Source organism: Pseudomonas laurylsulfativorans, from assembly GCF_002906155.1.
Lineage (GTDB): Bacteria > Pseudomonadota > Gammaproteobacteria > Pseudomonadales > Pseudomonadaceae > Aquipseudomonas > Aquipseudomonas laurylsulfativorans.
In genome coordinates this window covers 1-15,524 of the sequence record NZ_MUJK01000007.1, presented here as the reverse complement: position 1 = coordinate 15,524, position 15,524 = coordinate 1, and the positions used below count along the sequence as shown (strand labels likewise).

Annotated in this window: 15 protein-coding genes; 11 read left to right on the top strand and 4 right to left on the bottom strand. The window is 58.0% G+C overall.

The window, feature by feature from the left end; translation table 11 throughout:
- Positions 1-137: 137 nt before the first annotated feature.
- Entirely contained in the window at positions 138-1,310 is a 1,173-nt protein-coding gene (locus tag B0D71_RS20735) for a pyridoxal phosphate-dependent aminotransferase (protein WP_103396413.1), read from the top strand.
- Positions 1,310-2,023, top strand: a complete 714-nt coding sequence (gene sfsA / locus B0D71_RS20730; protein WP_103396412.1) for a DNA/RNA nuclease SfsA — start codon at positions 1,310-1,312, stop codon at positions 2,021-2,023. Before B0D71_RS20735 ends, sfsA begins: the two co-directional genes overlap by 1 nt.
- On the opposite strand, the gene B0D71_RS20725 is transcribed toward sfsA, so the two are convergent.
- The 4 genes from B0D71_RS20725 to B0D71_RS20710 all read right to left on the bottom strand — a co-directional run bounded on the left by B0D71_RS20725 (position 2,020) and on the right by B0D71_RS20710 (position 5,312).
- Positions 2,020-2,337, bottom strand: a complete 318-nt coding sequence (locus tag B0D71_RS20725; RefSeq protein ID WP_103396411.1) for a Rieske (2Fe-2S) protein — start codon at positions 2,335-2,337, stop codon at positions 2,020-2,022. The two genes, sfsA and B0D71_RS20725, sit on opposite strands and share 4 nt — an antisense overlap.
- Before the next feature lie 468 nt (positions 2,338-2,805).
- Positions 2,806-3,078, bottom strand: a complete 273-nt coding sequence (locus tag B0D71_RS20720) for a TfoX/Sxy family protein (protein WP_007971093.1) — start codon at positions 3,076-3,078, stop codon at positions 2,806-2,808.
- 242 nt (positions 3,079-3,320) lie between these two features.
- Positions 3,321-3,665 (bottom strand): pentapeptide repeat-containing protein, encoded by a 345-nt coding sequence (locus tag B0D71_RS20715; protein ID WP_103396410.1) that lies wholly within the window; start codon positions 3,663-3,665, stop codon positions 3,321-3,323.
- A gap of 90 nt (positions 3,666-3,755) precedes the next feature.
- Positions 3,756-5,312: a bifunctional aminoglycoside phosphotransferase/ATP-binding protein gene (locus B0D71_RS20710; RefSeq protein ID WP_103396409.1), complete on the bottom strand. Its 1,557-nt coding sequence runs from the start codon at positions 5,310-5,312 to the stop codon at positions 3,756-3,758.
- 116 nt (positions 5,313-5,428) lie between these two features.
- Here B0D71_RS20710 and mrcB point away from each other — a divergent pair, with 116 nt between their 5' ends.
- The 9 genes from mrcB to msrQ all read left to right on the top strand — a co-directional run bounded on the left by mrcB (position 5,429) and on the right by msrQ (position 15,291).
- Complete coding sequence (gene mrcB, locus B0D71_RS20705; protein ID WP_103396408.1) at positions 5,429-7,747, top strand: penicillin-binding protein 1B; 2,319 nt, start codon at positions 5,429-5,431, stop codon at positions 7,745-7,747.
- Between the two features lie 16 nt (positions 7,748-7,763).
- Positions 7,764-8,501 (top strand): hypothetical protein, encoded by a 738-nt coding sequence (locus B0D71_RS20700; protein WP_103396407.1) that lies wholly within the window; start codon positions 7,764-7,766, stop codon positions 8,499-8,501.
- Positions 8,501-8,836 (top strand): YqcC family protein, encoded by a 336-nt coding sequence (locus B0D71_RS20695; protein WP_103396406.1) that lies wholly within the window; start codon positions 8,501-8,503, stop codon positions 8,834-8,836. Before B0D71_RS20700 ends, B0D71_RS20695 begins: the two co-directional genes overlap by 1 nt.
- 483 nt (positions 8,837-9,319) lie before the next feature.
- A complete protein-coding gene (locus B0D71_RS20690) occupies positions 9,320-11,044 on the top strand; it encodes an acetolactate synthase 3 large subunit (protein WP_103396591.1) in 1,725 nt (574 codons plus the stop codon).
- Between the two features lie 2 nt (positions 11,045-11,046).
- Positions 11,047-11,538, top strand: a complete 492-nt coding sequence (gene ilvN, locus B0D71_RS20685) for an acetolactate synthase small subunit (protein WP_003176102.1) — start codon at positions 11,047-11,049, stop codon at positions 11,536-11,538.
- 45 nt (positions 11,539-11,583) lie between these two features.
- A complete protein-coding gene (gene ilvC / locus B0D71_RS20680; RefSeq protein ID WP_003228216.1) occupies positions 11,584-12,600 on the top strand; it encodes a ketol-acid reductoisomerase in 1,017 nt (338 codons plus the stop codon).
- A gap of 144 nt (positions 12,601-12,744) precedes the next feature.
- Positions 12,745-13,599 carry a CDP-diacylglycerol--serine O-phosphatidyltransferase gene (pssA, locus tag B0D71_RS20675; RefSeq protein ID WP_103396405.1) on the top strand — a complete coding sequence of 285 codons (855 nt, stop codon included), beginning with the start codon at positions 12,745-12,747 and terminating at the stop codon, positions 13,597-13,599.
- A 58-nt stretch (positions 13,600-13,657) separates the two neighbouring features.
- Positions 13,658-14,671: a protein-methionine-sulfoxide reductase catalytic subunit MsrP gene (msrP, locus tag B0D71_RS20670; RefSeq protein WP_103396404.1), complete on the top strand. Its 1,014-nt coding sequence runs from the start codon at positions 13,658-13,660 to the stop codon at positions 14,669-14,671.
- Positions 14,671-15,291, top strand: coding sequence for a protein-methionine-sulfoxide reductase heme-binding subunit MsrQ (msrQ, locus tag B0D71_RS20665; protein ID WP_103396403.1), 621 nt, complete (start codon positions 14,671-14,673; stop codon positions 15,289-15,291). Before msrP ends, msrQ begins: the two co-directional genes overlap by 1 nt.
- Positions 15,292-15,524: the final 233 nt, after the last annotated feature.

Genomic DNA, 15,524 nt, shown 5'->3' with positions numbered 1-15,524 from the left:
ATTATTGATTTTAGTCAAACCTCGGTTACGCGCTTGAGTCGTTTGTGTTCGGGGTTATAAGGCCTCTGACCGCTTTAGGTTCTCGCTCGTTCCTGCGCTTGGGTAGAATCGGTTCTTTTTCCGTTGAAGGAAGGCCAATGGCTCAGTCCTACAGTGCCCGCAGTCGTGCAATCGAACCTTTCCATGTCATGGCGCTGTTGGCGCGGGCCAATGAATTGCAGGCCGCCGGGCACGATGTGATCCACCTGGAAATCGGCGAGCCGGACTTCACCACCGCCGAGCCGATCATCCAGGCTGGCCAGGCTGCGCTGGCGGCAGGGCGGACCCGTTACACCGCCGCGCGCGGCATTCCGGAACTGCGCGAGGCTATTTCGGGCTTTTATCAGCAGCGTTATGGCTTGAATATCGACCCGCGGCGCATCCTCATCACGCCCGGCGGCTCCGGCGCCTTGCTGCTGGCCAGCGCTTTGCTGGTCGATCCCGGTAAGCACTGGCTGCTGGCGGACCCGGGCTATCCATGTAACCGGCACTTCTTGCGGCTCGTCGAAGGCGCGGCACAGCTGGTCCCGGTCGGTCCGGATGTGCGTTATCAATTGACGCCTGGCCTGATCGAGCGTCATTGGGATCACGACAGTGTCGGTGCATTGGTGGCGTCGCCAGCCAATCCGACCGGCACGATCCTGACCCGCGACGAGCTGGCGAAGCTGTCTGTCGCGATCAAGGAGCGCCATGGTCATCTGGTGGTCGACGAGATTTATCACGGCCTGACCTACGGCACCGATGCGGCCAGCGTGCTGGAAGTCGACGACAGTGCATTCGTTCTGAACAGCTTTTCGAAGTACTTCGGGATGACCGGGTGGCGGCTCGGCTGGCTGGTGGCTCCCGACGCGGCCGTCGGTGAGCTGGAGAAACTCGCCCAGAATCTCTACATCAGTGCTCCAAGCATGGCTCAGTACGCCGCGCTGGCCTGTTTCGAACCGGCAACCATCAGCATTCTCGAGGAGCGTCGCGCCGAATTCGGCCTGCGTCGGGATTACCTGCTGCCGGCCTTGCGTGAATTGGGCTTCGGCATTGCCGTGGAGCCGGAGGGTGCTTTCTACTTGTACGCCGATATCAGCAAGTTCGGCGGCGATGCCTTCGCGTTTTGTAAGCATTTTCTCGAAACCGAGCATGTGGCATTCACCCCGGGGCTGGATTTCGGGCGCTATCAGGCCGGGCATCATGTGCGGTTCGCTTATACGCAAAGTCTTGAGCGTTTGCAGGAGGCGGTCGAGCGCATTGCCCGTGGGTTGCGGAGCTGGCAAGGCTGATGCGATTTCATCCTCCCCTCGAAGAAGGTCGCCTGATTCGTCGCTACAAGCGTTTTCTCGCCGATATCGAAACCGTTGGTGGCGAGTTGCTGACCATTCACTGCCCGAACACCGGCTCGATGCTCAATTGTCAGGTCGAGGGCGGACAGGTCTGGTTCAGCCGCTCCAACGACCCGAAACGCAAGTTGCCTGGCACCTGGGAGATCGGTGAAACCCCGCAAGGGCGGCTGTTTTGCGTGAACACTGCCCGGGCCAATGGTTTGGTTGAAGAGGCGCTACGAGCGGGCATCATCACGGAGCTGAACGGCTTTACCGGACTCAAGCGCGAAGTGGCTTATGGTCAGGAAAACAGTCGTATCGATTTCCGCCTTGATTATCCCGATGGGCCGGCCTACGTCGAAGTCAAAAGCGTGACCCTGGGCTTCGACGGTACGGCGGTGGCGGCGTTTCCCGATACGGTCACCCAGCGTGGCGCCAAGCATCTGCGGGAGCTGGCCCACTTGGCCAGGGACGGTATTCGTGCGGTGCAGTTGTACTGTGTTTGCCTGGCCGACATCGAGGCTGTGCGCCCGGCGCAGGAAATCGATGCGGCTTATGCACAGGCCTTGCGTGAGGCTATCGCCTGTGGGGTCGAGGTATTGGCTTACGGTGTGCGGTTGAGCCATGAAGAAATGGTTGTCGATCGGCGCCTGGATGTGTTGCCTGCTGGCTAGAGGCTGACCCAGATCCCTTGTTCATCCTCGCGACAGGTCACGCCGCTCAAGGATTGCCCCGCGCAAGGACCGGCGACGCACTCCCCGTCTTCGATCAGGAACAGTGCGCCATGGGTGGCGCACTGGATCAGGCTGTTGCTGGGGTCGAGAAACTGGTCGGGATGCCACTCCAGGGCGACGCCCCGGTGCGGGCAGCGATTGATGTAGACGTAGACCTGGCCGCTGCGGCGCACCGCAAAAAGCTTTTGGCCATCGATGTCGAAACCGCGGCTGCTGTCATTGACCAACTCGGCACCTGCGCAAAGCAACTTCATGTCTATCCTCGGTCCCGTCGCTCGTGACCGGATATGTCCAAGCTTCACGGTTAAATGCTTTCAATTGGCCGTCTTGCCCGCCGGGGGCAAGTGCCTGTCGTCGAGGATACTTGGCCTGATCATTCGATGCCCGGGAAACCTTCAAAGAAAGCTGTTTATGCGCCTGGCCACCGCGTCAGCGTGATCGGCATGGAGCATCCTGACAGTACTTTTCCACAGGTAAAAAAAGACCCGGCAAGAGCCGGGTCAAATAACCGTGATTAGCCTGATGAGGAGATAATCTGAGAGTCCGAACCAAGGGCTTTTCAGAATATCGACCAGTCTCGCGACCAGTTGTGATAATCATATCGATTCTCATTACCAAGTCAACCGCTGTTTTCCGGTTTCTTTGCGATTTGTCGAAATTTCGCCTGAGGGCCCAGTATTCATTGGGTTTCAGGTTGAAAAGCTTCAGCGTTATTTGTCGGATCAGTTTTTGTGGCGTGAAGAGATGGCTTCCAGTTGTTTGTTCAGCGCTTCCTTGCGCTCTGCGGGAATGTCATTCCAGTGAACGTCCATCAGGGCGCCTTCAATTGCGTACAACAACACCTTGGACGCCCGGAAACCGCGCGTGCGCACGGCCCGATAAGCATCCACCGCCCCGAGGCGACGCAAGTCCGAAGCGCTATGGATGCCCACGGCATGCAGCCATTGCGCTGACGTCTTGCCAAGATTCTTCAGGTGTTGCAGTTCATCATTCATCAAGCCTCCTTGCGATGGCCGAATGGAGAGCGTGGGCAATCTTCTGAGGAGTGTAGCCATCAGCAGGAAAAGCGTGATTGTTTGCTCGATTACGACGCAAATGCTTCTAAGAAACGAGTATTGGCAGCGTGTGAAAAGTCTGCGAACGCGGGAGGAAGAGACGGGGGAGAGCAGGGAATTATGGGTGAACATCACCGTTGTCCAGCGCAAGGGGCGCTGGACCTGTCAGTCAGTGTTGTTGATCAGCGGGTGCGATAGCGCAAGCGCGTGCCGAAGTTCATCGACATCAGTATTTCGTCGGCACTGAGTTCCACTGGAAAGTACGTGCCGGAGATTTGCGCGTGGGCCAGGCTCGCGCCTTCAAGGTTCGCCTTGCGAAAATCGATGCCGCGCAAGTCGGCGGAACGGAAGTAGGCGTCGCTGAAATCCACACCATCGGCATTCAGTTCGCGTAGGTCCAGCCCCCGGAAGTCTCCACCCACCATGTCGATGTGGCCATCCTTGGGGCGTTCACTGTTGAAGCCTCTGATGTCGTCTTTGTGCAGCAGGGCATAAAGCGGAGTGTCGAGAAGTTTCGGCTGGCTCATGTCGCATCACCTGATGGTTTTATGACGCCAGTATAGTGCCGCTATTTAACGGCCGTGAAGCCAGCGCGGCTTCACGACTGAAATAGTTTTTTACAGGCCTGGCAGGCGCTGGCGAATTTGCTCCACAACTGTATCGAGCGTTCCGCTTTCATTGGTCTGGACGCGCTTGCTGCAGAGGATTTCCGCGGGTGTCAGCGCTTCACGGCTGGCTTGTTGGGCTGCGATAACAGCCAGGGTGGCGTCGGATGGGTCCTTTTTGTCTGCTTGGCGCGCGGCCAGCCAGCTTTCGATGACGGCTTGTGGCGCATTGCAATCGAGGATCAGGAAGGGTGCGCCCGTGGCCTCGGCCACCTTCGCGGCACTGTCACGCTGATCATGCTTGAGGTAAGTGGCGTCGACCACCACCGGGAAGCCCGCGCGCAGAATGACGTCGGCGATTTCGTGCAGGCGGGTATAGGTCGCCGCGCTGGCGTCGGCGCTATAGATACCGGACTGTACGTCATTTTCGACGGTTTGCTCGCCGAACAGACGCTTGCGCTCGACATCGGAGCGCAGGCGAATCGCCCCCAGGGCTTCGACCAGACGCATGGCGACATGGCTCTTGCCAACGGCGGAAACGCCATGGGTAATGGCCATGAAGCGCGAAGGAATGGTGCTGTAGCTTTCCGCCAGGTTGGCGTAGTTGCGGTATTGGCGCAGGGTTGTGGCGCGCTGCACCGCCGTGGCTTCGGCCGGCATGCTGAACAGGGCAACCTTGGCGCGAACCAGTGCGCGGTAGGCTTTATAGAAGTTCAGCAGTTCGAGGCCGCGATAGTCACCGGTCAGCTCCAGGTACTGGCTGATGAAGCGGCGGGCCAGGCACTTCAGGCCGCGATCTTCCAGGTCCATGGCCAGGAAGCCGGTATCGGCATAAACGTCGGTGAAGCGAAAGGGTTCGTTGAATTCGATGCAGTCGAAGATCACGACCTTGCCGTCGATCACGGTTGCGTTGCCCAGGTGGATATCACCGTGGCATTCACGAATGAAACCTTCGGCCTTGCGCTGGGTGAGCAGTGGTTTAAGGCGTTCGAAGCTGCTTTCGGCCCAGGCTTGCAGGGCATCGAGTTGCAGCAAGTCGGCTTTGTCGCTGAGGAACGGACGGATCTGTTCGAAGTTTTGCCGCACCGGGGCCATGACGCTGTCCGGTGTGCCGGCTTCGTGCCCGGCCAGCACTTTCGGTGCGCTGAGGTGGAAGCGGGCGATTTGCTCGGCCATCTCGTCGATGTGTGCGGTGGTCAGTTCGCCATTGGCTTGAAGGGTGCTGAGCAAACCGGTTTGCGGGAACTGGCGCATCTTCAGTACATATTCGATGGCCGGGCCTTCGCCACCCAGTTGTGGAGCCTCGGCGCTGCCGGTGACGGGCAGTACTTCGAGGTACAAGTCGTCGGTCAGGCGCTGGTTCAGGCGCAGTTCTTCAGCGCAAAAGTGTTCGCGCGCCTCAAGGCTGGTGAAGTCGAGAAAACCGAAATTGACCGGCTTCTTCACTTTATAGGCATAGGGGCCGGTGAGCAGTACCCAGGAAATATGGGTCTCGATGACCTGGAATCCCTCTACAGGATGCGGGTAGAGGGCAGGGTTTTGCAGGGCAGCGATCAGGGACTGGCTCACAGGCGATCCTTCAGAGTCTGGGAAATTCAAGGCCGTCATTATGGCCGCAAGTCCGCTCGACGCAAACCTCGGAGCGCTCCTGTTGAGTATGAATAAAGTGCGTATAATCCGCCGCCATGACTCGTACCCGAACTCCCCGTACCCCAAAAAAACCACCCTCCAGAGGCCTGCGCCCTTGGTTGGGCTGGGCCATTAAACTCAGTCTGGTCGGCCTGGTAGTGCTGGCCGGATTCGCCGTTTACCTTGATGCGATCGTCCAGGAGAAGTTCTCCGGCAAGCGCTGGACCATTCCGGCCAAGGTTTACGCGCGCCCGCTCGAACTGTTCGTCGGACAAAAGCTGAGCAGGGACGATTTCCTGACCGAACTCGATGCCCTGGGCTATCGCCGTGAAAGCGTGGCCAATGGTCCGGGTGCGGCGTCGGTCAACGGCAATACCGTTGATCTGAACACCCGTGGCTTCCAGTTCTATGAAGGCATGGAGCAAGCGCAACCGGTGCGGGTGCGCTTCTCTGGCGATTACGTGGCCGAGTTGTCGGGAGCAAAAGGCTCGAAACTGTCGGTGGTGCGCCTGGAGCCGCTGCTGATCGGCGGTCTGTACCCGAAAAACCTCGAAGACCGGATCCTGATCAAGATCGATCAGGTGCCGCCGTACTTGCTGGAAACGCTGGTGGCTGTCGAGGACCGCGATTTTTATCATCACTTTGGTGTTTCGCCGAAGTCGATCGCCCGTGCAATCTGGGTCAACGGTTCGTCCGGCCGCATGCGTCAGGGCGGCAGTACCCTGACTCAGCAGTTGGTCAAGAACTTCTACCTGACCAACGAGCGCAGCCTGAACCGCAAGCTCACCGAAGCGATGATGGCGCTGCTGCTTGAACTGCATTACGACAAGCGCGAAATCCTTGAGGCATACCTCAACGAAGTGTTTATCGGGCAGGACGGTCAGCGCGCGGTGCACGGTTTCGGCCTGGCCAGCCAGTTCTTCTTCAGTCAGCCGCTGGCCGAGCTCAAGCTGCACCAGGTCGCACTGCTGGTGGGCATGGTCAAGGGACCTTCTTCCTATAACCCGCGTCGTTATCCTGAGCGTGCCCTTGAGCGGCGCAACCTGGTACTCGATGTGCTGCAAGAGCAGGGCGTTGCGACTGCCGAGCAGGTTGAAGCCGCGAAGAAAATGCCACTGGGCGTGACCAAACGCGGCAGTCTGGCCGACAGCTCGTTCCCCGGCTTTCTCGATCTGGTCAAGCGTCAGTTGCGCGAAGACTATCGCGACGAAGACTTGACCGAAGAAGGTCTGCGTATCTTCACCAGCTTCGACCCGATCCTGCAGATGAAAGCTGAAGCCTCGGTCAACGATACCTTCAAGCGCCTGGCGGGGCGCAAGGGTTCCGATGAAGTCGAAGCGGCTATGGTCGTGACCAATCCTGAGACCGGCGAAGTGCAGGCAATGATCGGCAGTCGCCAGGCCAGTTTTGCCGGGTTCAACCGGGCGCTGGACGCTGTGCGACCGATCGGTTCGTTGATCAAGCCGGCGGTTTATCTGACGGCGTTGGAGAAGCCAAGCCAGTACACATTGACCAGTTGGCTTTCGGACGAATCCTTCTCGGTCAAGGGCGCCGACGGCCAGGTCTGGAAACCGCAGAACTATGATCGTCGTTCTCACGGGACCGTCTTCCTCTATCAAGGCCTGGCGCATTCCTACAACCTGTCGACCGCGCGGCTCGGTTTGGCAGTGGGTGTGCCGAACGTCCTGAAGACGGTGGAGCGCCTGGGTGTGTCTCGTGAATTCCCGGCTTTCCCGTCGATGTTGCTCGGGGCTGGCGGCATGACGCCCATCGAAGTGGCGACCATGTACCAGACCCTCGCCAACGGCGGCTTCAATACGCCGATGCGAGGGATTCGCAGCGTGCTGACGGCCGAGGGCGAGCCGCTCAAGCGTTATCCATTCCAGATTCAGCAGCGATTCGATCCAGCCTCCATTTACCTGATCCAGAGCGCCATGCAGCGGGTGATGCGCGAAGGTACCGGCAGTTCGGTTTACAACGTGTTGCCAAGGACCCTGACCCTGGCGGGTAAAACCGGTACCAGTAACGATTCGCGGGACAGTTGGTTTGCCGGTTTCAGTCAGGACTTGCTGGCGGTGGTTTGGCTGGGTCGCGATGACAACGGCAAGACGCCATTCACCGGCGCCACCGGGGCCCTGCAGGTTTGGACCAGTTTCATGCGCAAGGCCGATCCGTTGCCGCTGGACATGCCGCAGCCGGATAATATCGTTCAGGCCTGGGTGGATTCGAGAACCGGGCAGGGTTCTGACGCCGGTTGCCCAGGTGCCGTGCAGATGCCGTATATTCGCGGCAGCGAACCGCCTCCCGGCGCCGCTTGCGGTGGTGAAAGCCCTGCTGAGTCGGTGATGGATTGGGTCAAGGGCTGGATGAATTAAGCAAAGAGGGTTTCAAGTGAACAAGTGGTTGATTCCAGCGGTTGCCGCCGTGGCTTTGCTCAGCGGTTGCTCCACCGTACAACGTGGCTCGATTCCGGTCGTGGATTCCGGCACCGCCGTGTCCAACAGTGAGCGGATCTCGGCCAATGGCGGATTCCGCCAGACGACCGTCAAACGCCCTGTACAAGGTCAGTCGCAGACCCAGGCGATTCCGCAAGGGGACAGCGGCGTCGTGGTAATGGTGCCAGGTGCTGCAACGACTTCAACGCCGATCAGCACCACGCCGATTACTCCGGGTCCGATCACACCGGGGCCGATTGATACGTCGCCGGTCCAGTCGGCGCCGATCAATCAGGGCAGCTACAGCATGCCGTCGTCGCCAAGCGGGATTCCGTCGGCCAGTTCGGGCGGATTGTCTGCCGACGAGCAATTGGATGGCCCGGTACTGGCTTTGCTGACCACCGCTCAACAGCAACAGGCGGGCGGTGATCTCAACGGTGCCTCCTCCAGCCTCGAGCGCGCCCAGCGCGTTGCCCCGCGTGAACCGCAGGTGCTTTACCGTCTGGCGCAGGTGCGGATGGCTCAAGGCGATGCCGCCCAGGCCGAGCAGTTCGCTCGCCGAGGGCTGACCTTGGCCAATGGTCGGCCAGCCCTTCAGGCCAACCTGTGGGAACTGATTGCCCAGGCGCGTGAAAAACAGGGTGACTCCCAAGGCGCGTCGTTGGCGCGCCAGAAGGCCAAGGTAACGCTGTGATGGATGCACGCTTTCTGAAAATCGCCGATCAACTGCTGTTAATCGAGCGCGAGTTGCGGGTGCAAGGATGGTGGGATGATGTCTCGCCATCTGCCGAAGCGCTTTCCAGTGTCGAGCCGTTTTCTGTCGATACACTGGATTTCGAGCAATGGCTGCAATGGATCTTCCTGCCACGCATGAAGATGATCCTTGAGCAGAACTTGCCGCTACCCAATGCGTCGGGTATTCAGGAAATGGCTGAAATGGTCTTTGCCGGACGCAATGTACAGGGCAAGGATCGGCAGTTGCAGGTATTGCTCAAACAGTTTGATCAGTTGATCACAGCGTCTCGCTGAGCCAGAAGCTGCCAGCGTCCGCTGGCAGTTGTTCACAATCTCTCTCTATTTTGTCGGCCATTGCAGGGTAAGCGCATGCGCGTGCCAATTTTTTGCCAAAACTTGCGCAATCGAAGCTAACACACGGCTGATTTACAGGTTTTTTCTTGCGTTCTCATGCGCTTACTAGAATAAAGCTCATAGACGACTTGACTTGCGAGGGGCGAAACAGAAGAATCCAAAGTCCGCTGTACAGGGACTGCCAGAAGCAGACCCTCTCAGCAGATCATGAGGCGCATATCCGCGTCGACCTGTTACACCCGCAACGCGTTACCTCGCGCTGGGTGGGAAAGCCCCGCAACACTTGGGACGATCCCAATACTTGCTCAGTCAGTGCTGACGTAGTCGGCGACCACCGTCGCTCATGCTCTGCTGAGAAGTAAACCTATTAAGACCCGTCTCATTTTTCGTGGGCGGTATTCTGGCGTTTTAGAGGTGAGCAACGTGGAGCTTTTATCTGGCGGTGAGATGCTCGTCCGCTTTTTGCGCGACGAAGGCGTCAAATATATCTACGGGTACCCGGGTGGTGCTCTTCTTCATGTTTACGATGCCCTGTTCAAAGAACCGGAAGTGACCCACATCCTGGTTCGTCACGAGCAAGCGGCTACCCATATGGCTGACGGCTACGCCCGTGCCACCGGTAAGGCCGGTGTGGTACTGGTGACTTCCGGTCCGGGCGCGACAAACGCCATTACCGGTATTGCCACGGCGTACATGGACTCCATTCCGATGGTGGTCATTTCCGGCCAGGTGCCAAGCACCATGGTTGGCACCGACGCATTCCAGGAAACCGACATGATCGGTATCTCCCGGCCGATCGTGAAACACAGCTTCATGATCAAGCACGCGTCGGAAATCCCGGAAGTCATGAAGAAAGCCTTCTACCTGGCGCAATCCGGTCGTCCTGGTCCAGTCGTTGTCGATATCCCGAAAGACATGACCAACCCGGCCGAGAAGTTCGAATACGTCTTCCCGAAAAAAGCCAAGCTGCGTTCCTACAGCCCGGCTGTTCGCGGTCACTCCGGTCAAATCCGCAAGGCGGCAGAAATGCTCCTGGCGGCCAAGCGCCCAGTGTTGTACTCGGGCGGCGGCGTGATCCTCGGCGGTGGTTCCGCACCACTGACCGAACTGGCCAAGATGCTCAACCTGCCAGTGACCAATACCCTGATGGGCCTCGGTGGTTTCCCTGGCACCGATCGTCAGTTCATCGGCATGCTCGGCATGCACGGCAGCTACACCGCCAACCTGGCGATGCACCATGCCGATGTGATCCTCGCTGTCGGCGCGCGTTTCGACGATCGCGTGATCAACGGCGCATCGAAGTTCTGCCCGAACGCCAAGATCATTCACATCGACATCGACCCGGCTTCGATCTCCAAGACCATCAAGGCCGACGTGCCTATCGTTGGTCCGGTCGAGAGTGTCCTGACCGAAATGGTCGCGATCCTCAAGGAAATCGGCGAGACCCCGAACAAGGAGTCCGTTGCCAGTTGGTGGAAACAGGTTGATGAGTGGCGCGGTGATCGCGGCCTGTTCCCTTATGACAAGGGTGACGGCAGCGTTATCAAGCCGCAGGCCGTGATCGAAACCCTGTGCGAAGTGACCAAGGGCGATGCCTTTGTCGCTTCCGATGTGGGTCAGCATCAGATGTTCGCGGCGCAGTACTACACGTTCAACAAGCCGAACCGTTGGATCAACTCCGGTGGCCTGGGCACCATGGGCTTCGGTTTCCCGGCGGCCATGGGCATCAAGTTGAGCTTCCCGGATGACGACGTCGTTTGTGTCACCGGCGAGGGCAGCATCCAGATGAACATTCAGGAACTGTCGACCTGCCTGCAATACGGTTTGCCGGTAAAAATCGTCATCCTGAACAACGGTGTGTTGGGCATGGTTCGCCAGTGGCAGGACATGAGCTACGGCAGCCGTCACTCTCATTCCTACATGGAATCGCTGCCTGATTTCGTCAAGCTGGCGGAGGCTTATGGTCACGTTGGTGTGCGCATCACCGATTCGAAAGATTTGAAGTCGAAGATGGAAGAAGCGTTCGCCATGAAAGATCGCCTGGTGGTGATCGATATTTCGGTCGATACCAGCGAGCACGTCTACCCGATGCAGATCAAAGACGGCTCCATGCGCGATATGTGGCTGAGCAAGACGGAGCGTACCTAATCATGCGGCACATTATTTCCTTGCTTCTGGAAAACGAACCCGGCGCTCTGTCTCGTGTGGTTGGCCTGTTCTCGCAGCGCAACTACAACATCGAAAGCCTGACCGTGGCCCCAACCGAAGACCCGACCCTGTCGCGTCTGACGCTGACCACCGTTGGTCACGATGAAGTCATCGAGCAGATCACCAAGAACCTGAACAAGCTGATCGAAGTGGTAAAACTGGTCGACCTGTCGGAGAGTGCTCACATCGAGCGCGAACTGATGCTGGTCAAGGTCAAGGCCACCGGCGCCCAGCGCGCCGAGATCAAGCGCACTACCGATATTTACCGTGGACAGATCGTCGATGTCAGCGCCAGCGTGTATACCGTTCAACTGACCGGTACCAGCGACAAGCTCGACAGCTTCATTCAGTCCATCGGCACCGCATCGATTCTGGAAACCGTCCGTAGTGGCGTGACCGGCATTGCCCGCGGCGACAAAGTACTCAGCATCTAAACCAAATTAGCGAACGGCCTGAACGGCCTGATATAGGGGAAATTCATGAAAGTTTTCTACGATAAAGACTGCGACCTGTCGATCATCCAGGGCAAGAAAGTTGCCATCATCGGTTACGGTTCCCAAGGTCACGCTCAAGCGTGCAACCTGAAAGACTCCGGCGTTGACGTTACCGTTGGCCTGCGTAAAGGTTCGGCTACCGTTGCCAAGGCTGAAGCCCACGGCCTGAAAGTGACCGACGTTGCTTCCGCTGTCGCGGCTGCCGACCTGGTCATGATCCTGACCCCGGACGAGTTCCAGTCCTCCCTGTACAAGAACGAAATCGAGCCGAACATCAAGAAAGGCGCCACCCTGGCCTTCTCCCACGGCTTCGCGATCCACTACAACCAGGTTGTGCCGCGCGCTGACCTCGACGTGATCATGATCGCGCCGAAGGCTCCAGGCCACACCGTACGTTCCGAGTTCGTGAAGGGCGGCGGTATCCCTGACCTGATCGCTATCTACCAGGACGCCTCGGGCAACGCCAAGAACGTTGCACTGTCCTACGCTGCTGGCGTTGGTGGCGGTCGTACCGGCATCATCGAAACCACCTTCAAGGACGAGACCGAAACCGACCTGTTTGGCGAGCAAGCCGTTCTGTGCGGCGGTACCGTTGAACTGGTCAAGGCCGGTTTCGAAACCCTGGTTGAAGCTGGCTACGCGCCGGAAATGGCCTACTTCGAGTGCTTGCACGAACTGAAGCTGATCGTTGACCTCATGTACGAAGGCGGCATCGCCAACATGAACTACTCGATCTCTAACAACGCCGAATACGGCGAGTACGTGACCGGCCCTGAAGTCATCAACGCCGAATCCCGTCAGGCCATGCGCAACGCACTGAAACGTATTCAGGACGGCGAATACGCCAAGATGTTCATCAGCGAAGGCGCTACCGGCTATCCTTCGATGACCGCCAAGCGTCGTAACAACGCCGCTCACGGTATCGAAATCATCGGCGAGCAACTGCGCTCCATGATGCCGTGGATCGGTGCCAACAAGATCGTCGACAAAGCTAAAAACTAAGTCACGCGCTTGTACGAAAAACGCGGCTTAGGCCGCGTTTTTTCGTTTGGGAGGCCGGTTCTGGTATAAAGCTGCATCGTTTGTGGCCGAACCGTCGTCCCAGACACCTGTCCAAACTTTCCACCCCGTTGCAAGGTAATCTCCATGAGCGAACGCCCCGAAGAGCCAAACCAGGCTTCTGACGCCGAAAGCCTGCTGCCCATCGATGAACATGTCGAGGAGGGCCATGACGCTGAAGGTCGTAAAGTCCGGCATCGTGGTATCTATCTTCTGCCGAATCTGTTCACCACTGCGAACTTGTTCGCAGGGTTCTATTCCATCATCAACTCGATGAGCGCCCAGGCGGCCCTGAGTGCAGGTGACTCAGTCAATGCGAGCAAGTATTTTGCGTTTGCGGCCATCGCGATCTTCGTCGCAATGGTGCTCGATGGCCTTGATGGTCGCGTTGCCCGCATGACCAATACCCAGAGCGCCTTTGGTGCTGAGTACGACTCACTGTCGGACATGGTTGCCTTTGGTGTTGCGCCGGCATTGCTGGCTTTCGGTTGGGCGCTGGGCGATATGGGCAAGGTTGGCTGGATGGTTGCCTTCATTTATGTCGCGGGTGCGGCGTTACGTCTTGCGCGTTTCAATACGCAAGTCGGAACGGCGGACAAGCGCTACTTTATCGGTCTGGCCAGCCCGGCGGCGGCGGGTGTTGTTGCGGGTATCGTCTGGGCGTTCAGCGATTACGGCATTCAGGGCTCGAAGATGTCCTTCCTGGTTGCGCTGATGGTTGCGGCGGCCGGCATGCTGATGGTCAGCAACATCAAATACAACAGCTTCAAGGAGCTGGACCTGAAGGGGAGAGTGCCTTTCGTGGCGATTCTCGCTGTGGTACTGGTGTTCGCGGTGGTGTTCAGTGACCCTCCGCGCATCCTGCTGCTGGTGTTTCTCGCCTATGCGGCCTCCGGCCCGGTTCAATACCTGTTACGTCTTCGCCGTAACAAGAGCGCGTAATTTCCCTCATACTCCGCAGTCTATGGGTGCATCTGTCCTCCAAAGCTGCGGAGTAACCATGCTGATCAAAGTCTCCAAAGCGTCCGACTGCCACGAGTCGGACGTCACGCCTGAATCCCTCTATCTGTCTCGACGCAAAGTGCTTGGCGCCACGGTTGCCGGCTTTGCTCTGGGCAGCCTGCCGCAATGGGCCAGCGCTGGCGATGCAGCGCGTTATCCGGATGTTGAACCGGGCAAGGCGCCTTCGTGGTTCAGTGAAAAACTTCCGGCTACCCGATGGGGAGCGGTCAACGTCAAAGACGAGGCGATCACCCCGTTCAAGGATGCTACCCACTACAACAACTTCTATGAGTTCGGCACCGACAAGGGCGATCCAGCTGCTAATGCCGGTGCGCTGAAGACCGAGCCATGGACCGTAGTCGTGGACGGAGAAGTGGGTAAACCAGGGCGATATGCGCTGGAAGACTTCATGAAGCCTTACCAGCTGGAGGAGCGCATCTACCGACTTCGTTGTGTGGAGGCGTGGTCGATGGTCATTCCCTGGATAGGTTTTCCTCTCTCGGCTTTGCTCAAGGAGGTCGAGCCGACCTCGAAAGCCAGATTCATCCGCTTCGAAACCCTGCAGGATCCCAAAAGCATGCCGGGACAGCGCTCCGGTTTCGCCTTGATCGATTGGCCTTATATAGAAGGGCTGCGTCTTGACGAAGCGATGAATCCATTGGCGATTCTTGCGGTGGGTATGTATGGGCGTGAGTTACCGAATCAGAACGGGGCACCACTGCGTCTGGTGGTGCCCTGGAAGTACGGCTTTAAAAGCATCAAGTCGATCGTGCGGATCAGTTTGGTGAGTGAGCAGCCAAAAACCACCTGGCAGAGTATTGCTTCGGACGAGTACGGCTTCTACGCCAATGTGAATCCGACGGTAGACCATCCGCGCTGGACTCAGGCCCGGGAACGGCGCTTGCCGAGCGGCCTGTTCAAGCCGAATGTGCGTGACACGCAAATGTTCAATGGTTACGCGGATGAAGTCGCTTCTCTATATACAGGGCTCGATCTGCGGAAGAACTACTGATGCGATATCCGCTTTGGCGTGTGGCCGTTTTTGTTGCAACGATGGTGTGGCCGCTGTTGTGGTTGTACCAGGCCTGGGCGGATGTACTTGGGCCGGACCCGGGCAAGGTGCTGGTTGATCGATTGGGGTTGGGAACACTTGTTCTGTTGCTTATTACATTAAGCATGACGCCACTGCAGAAGCTCATTGGTTGGGCGGGGTGGATTGCGGTCCGGCGGCAACTGGGGTTGTGGTGTTTCGCTTATGTAGTGCTGCACTTGAGCGCCTATCTGGCATTTATCCTTGGTTTTGATTGGTCGCAGCTTGGGGTGGAGCTGCGCAAGCGTCCGTACATCATTGTCGGGACGTTGGGTTTTTTGTGTTTGCTGGCGTTGGCGTGCACTTCCAATCGATACAGTCAGCGACGTTTGGGGGCTCTCTGGAAGAATCTGCATCGCCTGGCTTATTTGATTCTCGTGCTTGGATTGCTGCATATGCTATGGATTGTGCGCGCCGACCTGAAGGAGTGGGCGGTCTATGCAACTATAGGTGCGCTGCTTTTAGTGCTGCGGCTACCGCCGTTAGCTCGTCGAATCCCGCGTTTAATGGCTAAAAAGGTCACTTCTGCCAAAAAGGCGTAATTAGTGGTTGACGGCGAATTTTAGAAGCCTATAATTCGCCCCACTTCCGGCGCAGTCGAAACGGAAAACTCCTTGGTAAACAACGAGTTACGCAGTTTTCGACAGTGGGTCGCTTCAGTTCATCGAAGCCGAAAGGGAGTTGAAAAAGAGGTGTTGACAGCAGCGTGTAACGCTGTAGAATTCGCCTCCCGCTGATGAGAGATCTGAAGCGCAAGTGGTTGAAGTTACAAAGG

What these genes read in the sequence shown, in the direction of transcription:
- sfsA (WP_103396412.1), top strand. Translation starts at nt 1,310, where the DNA reads ATGCGATTTCATCCTCCCCTCGAAGAAGGTCGCCTGATTCGTCGCTAC.
- B0D71_RS20715 (WP_103396410.1), bottom strand. Translation starts at nt 3,665, where the DNA reads ATGAGCCAGCCGAAACTTCTCGACACTCCGCTTTATGCCCTGCTGCAC.
- ilvC (WP_003228216.1), top strand. Translation starts at nt 11,584, where the DNA reads ATGAAAGTTTTCTACGATAAAGACTGCGACCTGTCGATCATCCAGGGC.
- msrQ (WP_103396403.1), top strand. Translation starts at nt 14,671, where the DNA reads ATGCGATATCCGCTTTGGCGTGTGGCCGTTTTTGTTGCAACGATGGTG.
- msrP (WP_103396404.1), top strand. Translation starts at nt 13,658, where the DNA reads ATGCTGATCAAAGTCTCCAAAGCGTCCGACTGCCACGAGTCGGACGTC.
- mrcB (WP_103396408.1), top strand. Translation starts at nt 5,429, where the DNA reads ATGACTCGTACCCGAACTCCCCGTACCCCAAAAAAACCACCCTCCAGA.
- pssA (WP_103396405.1), top strand. Translation starts at nt 12,745, where the DNA reads ATGAGCGAACGCCCCGAAGAGCCAAACCAGGCTTCTGACGCCGAAAGC.
- ilvN (WP_003176102.1), top strand. Translation starts at nt 11,047, where the DNA reads ATGCGGCACATTATTTCCTTGCTTCTGGAAAACGAACCCGGCGCTCTG.
- B0D71_RS20695 (WP_103396406.1), top strand. Translation starts at nt 8,501, where the DNA reads ATGGATGCACGCTTTCTGAAAATCGCCGATCAACTGCTGTTAATCGAG.
- B0D71_RS20735 (WP_103396413.1), top strand. Translation starts at nt 138, where the DNA reads ATGGCTCAGTCCTACAGTGCCCGCAGTCGTGCAATCGAACCTTTCCAT.
- B0D71_RS20725 (WP_103396411.1), bottom strand. Translation starts at nt 2,337, where the DNA reads ATGAAGTTGCTTTGCGCAGGTGCCGAGTTGGTCAATGACAGCAGCCGC.
- B0D71_RS20720 (WP_007971093.1), bottom strand. Translation starts at nt 3,078, where the DNA reads ATGAATGATGAACTGCAACACCTGAAGAATCTTGGCAAGACGTCAGCG.